The 8,541-nt window shown below is 44.7% G+C and carries 4 protein-coding genes, 1 tRNA gene and 1 pseudogene; all 6 read right to left on the bottom strand.

Annotation, left to right across the window (positions count from 1 at the left end):
* On the bottom strand, positions 1-1,204 hold a 1,204-nt coding region (locus tag ACRC27_RS02170), incomplete at its 3' end, for a GntP family permease (RefSeq protein ID WP_438639085.1).
* Between the two features lie 131 nt (positions 1,205-1,335).
* Positions 1,336-2,487, bottom strand: a complete 1,152-nt coding sequence (locus ACRC27_RS02175) for a sugar diacid recognition domain-containing protein (protein ID WP_438623110.1) — start codon at positions 2,485-2,487, stop codon at positions 1,336-1,338.
* A 265-nt stretch (positions 2,488-2,752) separates the two neighbouring features.
* Entirely contained in the window at positions 2,753-4,693 is a 1,941-nt protein-coding gene (locus ACRC27_RS02180) for a PhoX family protein (protein ID WP_438639086.1), read from the bottom strand.
* Positions 4,694-5,076: 383 nt separating this feature from the next.
* A tRNA-Sec gene (locus ACRC27_RS02185) sits at positions 5,077-5,171 on the bottom strand.
* 83 nt (positions 5,172-5,254) lie between these two features.
* Complete coding sequence (gene selB / locus ACRC27_RS02190) at positions 5,255-7,228, bottom strand: selenocysteine-specific translation elongation factor (RefSeq protein WP_438639087.1); 1,974 nt, start codon at positions 7,226-7,228, stop codon at positions 5,255-5,257.
* A 185-nt stretch (positions 7,229-7,413) separates the two neighbouring features.
* Positions 7,414-8,541, bottom strand: a pseudogene (gene selA, locus ACRC27_RS02195) (L-seryl-tRNA(Sec) selenium transferase); the annotation flags it as partial.

Raw genomic sequence — 8,541 nt, forward strand, 5'->3', positions numbered from 1 at the left:
CCGCCGATTCGTACGGGATCAGTGCCAAACGTTCTTTCATATCCATATGCACAGATCCACCGGTAGCGTGGAAGAAACTACCGTGCGGCATGTGGTCAAACACGGTAGCACCGGCATGGATCATCGCCGCGCCCGCCAACGCGGGTACACCTAAGTCCAAAATGGTCTGGCTAAATACGCTAGAGGCGACCGCAGTACCCGCGGTGGTTGATGCCGTAGCCAGTGACATCATCGCGCCCGAGACTGGAGCCAAAAGATAAGATGGCAAACCAGAGGAGGTTAAGCCATCAATAAGGACATTTTTCAGGCCAGAGTTGGCTATGATTCCCGCCAAAGTGCCAGTTCCCAGTAACATCACAGCGACTGGCGCCATACGGGTTAAACCAGAGACGGCAAAATGGTTGGTATCACGATGACGTTTCATCACCAGCGCACCCAACAGGCCGCCAACCGGCAGCGCAATCAGTGGGTCAATGCTAATACCAGCAATCGGACGCAACGAGAGCAACACAATCGCCACTAGAGGTGCAACAATGGCAGCACCAAAGCTTGGCAGACGGCTCATATCGACACTGACCACTTCGTGTGCCTGCACTTTACTGCCTTTGTGGATCAGCTTCTGCGCAATGAAATAAGCTAATAACATGCCACACAGACCAGGGATCACGCCGGCAGCCATGACAGAGGTCAACGGAACGTTAAAAGCATCGGCTGCGGCAATCGAGTTCGGGTTGGGTGACATTACATTACCAGCCTTACCACCTCCTACCATGGCCAGTAAAATCGCCATCTTGGAGATGTCGGCACGACGAGCAATCGCCAGCGCAATCGGCGCGACGGTAATCACCGCAACGTCCACAAACACGCCTACGGCGGTTAGGATCATGGTTGCCAATGCCAATGCAAACAGTGCACGGGTCTCACCGACTTTCTTGACGATGGTTTCCGCAATTGAAGTGGCAGCACCGGACTCAATCAGAACACCCGCTAGAATACCCGCAGCCAGAATTCGTAGCACCGCAGTGACTATTCCCTGTGCTCCACCAATCATCAATGTGACAGTTTCTGACAGAGAAACACCACCAACAACACCACCAAGCAGTGCACCAATTATCATTCCGTAGGCTGGAGGAACTTTTCGTAAAATCAGTGTGATGGCAACCACCAATGCGGTGATAGCGCCAAGAGTAGATACTTCTGGCATAGTCCTTTCCTGTCAGTATATTGAAGTTGCGCTGACTCTACCTGCCGGAATAGAATTTAGCTTTAGGCAAATCAACAAAAGAAGGATGGAAAAGCTACGCCAAATTTGTGCAATTGCACAATTCACGAAGTTTACGCTTGAGTGCAAAGTGCCAGATACATTCTAGATTTATCGCTTATCTTATTGAAATTTAAAGATGTAATTTTCTCAATATTATCTAACCGATACCGTAAGGTATTACGATGAATATGTAACTGATCACAGGTTTGAGCCAAATCACAATTTTGAGCGAAATATACCCGTAAAGTTTTAACAAGCAAACCACGCGGATCATGATTAGCTAATATCTGCAAAGGGTATTGCAGTTGCTGGTAGCGCCACGGATCATCACGCAAGCCACTAAGTAATACAGGTACGATATGATCTTGATAAAACAAAACCTGATTTCGCTGGGGATTAAACGCACCTATTTCCAGTGTAGCTTTTGCGGTTTGGTAAGATTGCGCTAATCCAGCTACACCACAAAAATAGTCGCCCAACGCAATACAGATACTGAAACTGCCTTCACGTGCCACCTGCCGGATCAGTTTATCCACACGCTTTTGTTCAAATTCCCGTGACCACCCTTCTTGTCCGAGTTTAATCGGCTTAAGTACCACGACTTCGTTACGGGCTACAGACACGATACCCACCAGATTATCTCGTTCCGGATATTCAAGCAGATGCACCAACTGCTGTAAGTGCTCAAGGGAGAAGTATTCTCCCGGCTGTGGCAGTACTTTTACCACAGCCGCAATTCGTGGTTGGGTGAGGTCTACATTTAAACGCTCAGCAACTGTAATTAGCTGCTGTTCATTGAGTTCACTATCTTGAATAAGCTGTAATACCAGTTCTTCGCGATGACGTTTATTCCACTGGATCTGTGACATTAATGCGGCTTGCTCTACGATAAGCTCGGCAGTCATTTTGACTAACTCACCATAATTACGCACCAATGCAGGTTCACCGGAGATGCCCACGACACCAATAACCTGCAGGTTAAACACGATAGGTAAATTTATTCCCGGTTTGACGCCTTCGAGACTACGTGCCATAGCCTCATCAATTTCCACAACCCGATTGTTATTCAGTACTAAAATTGCGCCTTCATGTCGCTGTTGCAAACGAGATGAGTCACCCGAGCTGATGATTCTGCCATGTTGATCCATCACGTTAACTGAATGATGGATAATTTTCATGGTACGTTCAACAATTTGCCGAGCAATGGCAACATTCAGGATCATGGATAACTCCGCGAGAAAGAGATTTTTATACAAGAGGTAAACTACAATGACTTGCCATAATACATAATTCAAACAATGAATCTATGATAGGAAACACACTTGACTTGACTTGACTTGACTTGACTATCTATTTTAATCAGTACCGGCTATTTTAGCTAATACTAACTTTAAAGATGTTGCAATAAGTGAGGCAAAAGTTATTACCTCACTATGAGAAAGGAATTTAGATGTTATTAATTAAAAATTATAAATGCAGCATTGAAAATCAATCACCAATAACACCATTGTCATTTTTAGTTATCATAATAACAGAAGACCTTGGAATGTTTCCTTTAATTCCATGTGGAAAGGTAGACACACTATCTTCACCTGGGTGTTGAACATTTATAAACATTGTTTTTTGATCATCTGAAAATGCAAGCCCCGTAATTTCACATGCAGTAGGACCAGTTAAAAACCGTTTTACTTCGCCTGTATTGGGATCAGCACATAACATTTGATTGTTACCCATGCCTTTAAAATCACCTTTATTGCTATAGTTACCGTCTGTTTGTATCCATAAACGACCCGCTTTATCAAACCCTATGCCATCTGGACTATTAAACATGTTTTCAGATGTAATATTATGCGAGCCTGCGTAAGGAGTACCTTTGTGAACCATCGGATTACCTGCTAATAAAAATAGATCCCAAGAGAAAACATCACTAGCATGGTCTTTATTTAATAAAGAAAGGCGAATGATTTGCCCGTAATGGTTCTCTGCACGAGGATTCGGAGCATTGATAGCTTGATTATCATTCACTCCTCTATTTTTATTATTGGTAAGTGTTGTGAAAATATCACCCGTCAGCGGATTGATTGCAACCCACTCTGGTCTATCCATTGTTGTTGCACCTACAATTGTTCCGGCTAACCGTGCATTGATTAACACATCAGCCTGTGAATGAAAACCATTATCAGGTGTAAGACCTTTCTCATTCCAAATAAGAGGTAACCAACGCCCCGTTCCCATTGGGGCATTTACACTATTTTTATTTTCTGAGCCCTCAAATTGAGCTACGTACAGTGTTCCTTTTTCTAAAAGATCTCGGTTACTTTTAGCAAAAGGATTACTTGCATCAAAAACATCTTCAGAAACGAACTTATACATAAATTCGCCACGATCATCATCACCCATGTAAACAACAACATGTCCATCTTTGTTAATGACCACAGCAGCATTTTCATGCATAAAGCGACCTAGGGCCGTACGCTTTTTAGGAACTGAGGTGGGGTCAAAGGGATCTATTTCAACAACCCACCCAAATGTATTAGCTTCATTCGGGTTTTTAGTAAGGTCAAAACGTGAATCAAATTCACCCCATTCACGGCCCGGTTCAGATTTTGCGCTTAAACCGTAACGCTTTTGTGCTGGAGTAGGTATAAACTCGTCTGTTGCACCAAAATAAACATTGAAGTTTTCTTCGCACGTCAAATAAGTACCCCAAGGAGTTCTTCCATTAGAGCAATTATTTATTGTGCCTGAAGCATGAACTCCATCAGTATGCAATGTTGATTTTAATGAATCAGAACCTCTCACTGCACCTGTTATTTCCATTGGTGTATTAGCATGTATACGACGATTAAATTTAGAGTCTGGAACATATCTCCATTGATTTTTACTGTCTCTCACCACCTCAATAATCGAAACGCCCGAAGCGGCTTGAGCTTTTTTCAAATTATCAATGTTTTTAATTTTTGCTGTTTGGTGTGGGAAAATAAAGGGCTGGTAATATTCATTATTAATGGCCATTAACGCTCTATTTGGGTTCAACTCGCCTTTTTCATTCGTGAAATGAAAAAAACTCATGCCGTCATTGTTATCCCCAAACTGACCAAGTTGCTCCTCTGCAGAATTTAGGCTCTGATTAAACGCTGCAGCACCTTTAATAATAGGATCACCCCACGAAATTAAAGGTTTGAATGAGTAGCCTTCTGGAACAACTATAGTATCAAGAGTGCTCGCGGGCACAGGTTTAAAATTAAGCAACGCACTGACTTTTGATTTGGCAAATGCATCTGTTAAAGAATTACTAGCAAAAAACAGTGTTGCCGTTGCACCAAAAGCACCCTTTAAGACATTACGTCTATTTATTGAGTGGGATAAAACAGCATCAAACGCAACATCTTTAGTGCTTTTGTCATTACGGCTTTCTTTAAAACTCATGTGGGTACTTTCCTACAAACCAATTGATAAGTTAATTTTCAATGTTCTAAGAAAATACATTCTAGCCATGACACTAATATTACATTACTGTTTAATATCAGCATGAAATAATGAGAGATGATATTCAGTTATTAAATATAACAATTGTGCTATTAGCATTGATAATGCATGCAATTACAGATAACGCTAAATTATTAAATTAATTAACAATGAAATAAAAATTTCGGCTTATTTGGTAATAGGCCTATTTTCAATATTTCTTCCCCTAAAAAAACTCCCCAAACCTCGTTTGAGGTGGGTTGACCATAGAAGAGCAATTTTCTCGGTATATCATTGGATGAAAGCAGATTTATTGATGTGGGGATAGTTCAGTGGAGCTTAATTGGCGGAAGGTCACAGGAGTTGAACCTGCCCAGGACTGCTGGCAGCCCTAACTGGATTTGAAGCCCAGCCGCCTCACCGGAAACGACGACCTTCCATGCCTCTAACATTTTCAATTATAAAGAAATTTATGGATAAAGTCAGCTATTAAGTAATAGGTTATCGGTACAGTGCCTAAAATTAATGTGCTGATGAAGAATTCATATCCGTCTCAGTAAACATGCTATGATCCCGTATAATATGGCTGTTTCCCCGCCGACGAGTGAACCCGCTGCGGTCAAAATACTCTAAAATCTGAATCGCGAGTTTTCGGCCAATATGAATATGATCACGAAAATCAGCGGCACATACTGAACCTTGCGTGGCGTGTAAAGTACGAATTAATGCGGCATATTGAAACAGTTGCTCGTGCAGACAGTAACGGTCAGGCACAATCGCAGTGGTTAAACCGGCTTTTGCAGTATGCTGTAATAGTTGCCTAAGTCTGTTCTCTTCCCACTGAATATCTCCTTTCCCTTGACAGTATTGGCTATTTTCTAACTCTAGGTTTTGCTCAGTTACGGCATTTTGCTGTATAGCTGTTTGCAGTTGTGTAGCCAGATCACGCACCCAGCTAACCCCCGCAGAGTGCAATATTGGGTGGATATATTGCCATTGTTGTTGCTGCTCTTGACTCAGTTCAATTCGGTGTTCTGGTAGATGTAACCACCCTTGCGTTACTGTGACTTGATCTTGTTGTTGCAGTATTTTTATCAGGCTCTGAAACAGTGCTGAATCTAATAAAGGGTATGTCATGCGTTGTAGCCGTGAACGGCTGATACCCTGTTGATCGGGGTTTTGCTGGTGAAAATCAGCCAGTACCCTACATAACTGTTGCATTAAATCTTGTGCATAATCTGTACTGATAATGCTGTTTCCTGCTGATATTAGGCTGTTTTGTTCAAGCAGTGTGTTGAGTGTTTGTGGTGTAAGCTGCCTTGCCCACGAAAATTGCGGTAGGTTGATACTGCCCTGCTGTAAACGTGCTTTTACTATACGCTGATCAAAGGCAATTTCTTGTGCACAGTGCTGCCAAAATGCCAAATTTGATGTATGGCGTTTACCCCGCTTAGGTGGGGTGAGATCAATAACCGTTGCCTGACCTAAGGTGTAGCGTGCGCTGATATCTCGCAAAATAAGACGATCTTTTTCTGCTAGATACAGCGGTGTATCAAGACGCAATTCAGCAAGAGGGAAGGTACTGTGGTGATCGGTCAGCAAAGAGATACGGCCGGTAATATGGCTGGCAGCATGGTACAGATGCAGAGGTTGCCAGTGGGTAAAGGTATGCTGCTGATCTAAACTGACAATAACACGATCACTGGCATCGCCAACCGGTGCTTGTGCCAGCAACCAGTCTCCGCGCGTGATATTGTGCGGATCAGCGCCGCGCAAGTTCAGCGCGACTCGTTGCCCCGCTTGGGCCTGAGATACGGCCTGATTTTGTGCATGTAGGCTACGCACAGAAACCTGACCGGTTTTACCGGTCAACCAGAGGGTGTCACCCACTGCAACCTGACCAGACAAGGCCGTTCCGGTAACAACGGTGCCTGCGCCTTTTACGGTAAAAACACGATCAATAGCCAATCTAAAGCGGTGGGAGTATGTTTTAACAGAAGGTTTCAACTGTTGCAGATGCTGTTTGAGGGCATCAAGCCCCTGCTGCTGTGTGGCCGCCGTGATAAAACACGGGGCATGTTGCCAACCGTATTCTGACAATAACTCAGTCACCGCAAGACGCACCTGCTGTTGACGGGCAGCATTAACACGATCAGCTTTGGTCAATACCACGCTAAGTGATTGCAATCCGCTAAGGTGCAAAAGTTGCAGGTGTTCACGGGTTTGCGGCATGATGCCGTCATCACAGGCGACCAGTAATAGAGCATGATCAATGCCGCCAATACCTGCCAGCATATTGGCCAGAAATTTTTCATGTCCGGGTACATCAATAAAACCAATAACCCGCCCGTCGGGCTGTGGCCAGTAGGCGTAGCCAAGATCAATAGTCATCCCCCGTTGCTTCTCTTCCGGTAGCCGATCTGCATTGATTCCGGTAATTGCATGTAGCAGGGTGGTTTTACCGTGATCAACGTGTCCGGCAGTGGCGATCAGCATGAGGGTTTTACTCCGTGTTATTTTTTCAGATAGCCTGTTTCTGAATAGGTAGATTCTGGTACATCAGTTAGCATTTAATGTAATGGGGATTAACCCAACGCTCTGTTATCCAAATGGACTGGCAGTGCGTGTAAACCAGATAAAATGCTAGGATGAGTCAACATTGCCAGCAGTTCAGCTTCATATTCTGGCTCTGCACAACGTAAATCAAGCCACAGATGGCCTTCCTGAATCCGGCCGATTACGGGTGTCGGTAATTTGCGCCACAGTTCGCACAGTGTATGTAAGAGTGCGCCACGTTGATTATGAGGTGTGAAGGTCACAGCCCAGCTTGGCAGACGATCTAATGGCAGTGAACCGCTGCCTATTTGCGATGCACAGCGTTGAATATCCACTTTAAAATCATTTAGATAGTGTGCTTGCAATGGCGCATGTAAATCGCGTGCACAGGTGTGGATATCACTCTGAGTACGGGTGAGCAGACGCAATGAAGGCAACTTTTGCGCCAGCAATTCAGGTTGTTGATATAAGCGAAGAGTGGCTTCAAGGGCAGCGAGGGTCATTTTATCAGCCCGTAACGCGCGTTTTAGTGGATGCTGCTGGAGTTTTTCTATCCACTTTCGTTTACCGATAATAATACCGGCTTGTGGCCCACCGAGCAGTTTGTCCCCCGAAAAAGTGACCAGATCAATACCCTGCTGAATCAATGTTTGTGGCATAGGTTCTGCGGGCAGACCATAATCCTGCATATTGGTCAGTGAACCGCTGCCCAGATCCACGGCAGTAAGCAACTGATGTTGCTGCCCTAATTCAGCTAACTGCTCGTGACTGACTTCTGCCGTAAAGCCCTGAATACTGTAGTTACTGGCATGCACTTTCATCAGCAAACCGGTCTGTTCATTAATGGCGGCTTGGTAATCTTTCAGGTGTGTGCGGTTGGTTGCACCCACTTCGTGCAACTGGCAGCCAGCTTGCCGCATTACGTCAGGAATGCGAAACGCACCGCCAATTTCAACCAGTTCACCGCGAGAGACTATCACCTCTTTTCCTGCTGCGACACTGGCCAGCAACAGCAAGACTGCGGCGGCATTGTTGTTGACGATACAGGCATCTTCAGCACCAGTGAGTTCACATAACAGACGGGCAATAGCCTGATCACGGTGTCCGCGTGTGGCGTTATCCAGATCAAACTCTAGCGCGGCTGGGCGGCGCATCACCTGAGTCACAGCCTCTATTGCACTTTCAGCCAGTAACGCGCGCCCCAAGTTGGTATGCAACACGGTTCCGGTTAAATTAAAAACCGGAATGGGGGC

This window comes from Plesiomonas sp., from assembly GCF_051650925.1.
Taxonomy (GTDB): domain Bacteria; phylum Pseudomonadota; class Gammaproteobacteria; order Enterobacterales; family CAMTGL01; genus Plesiomonas.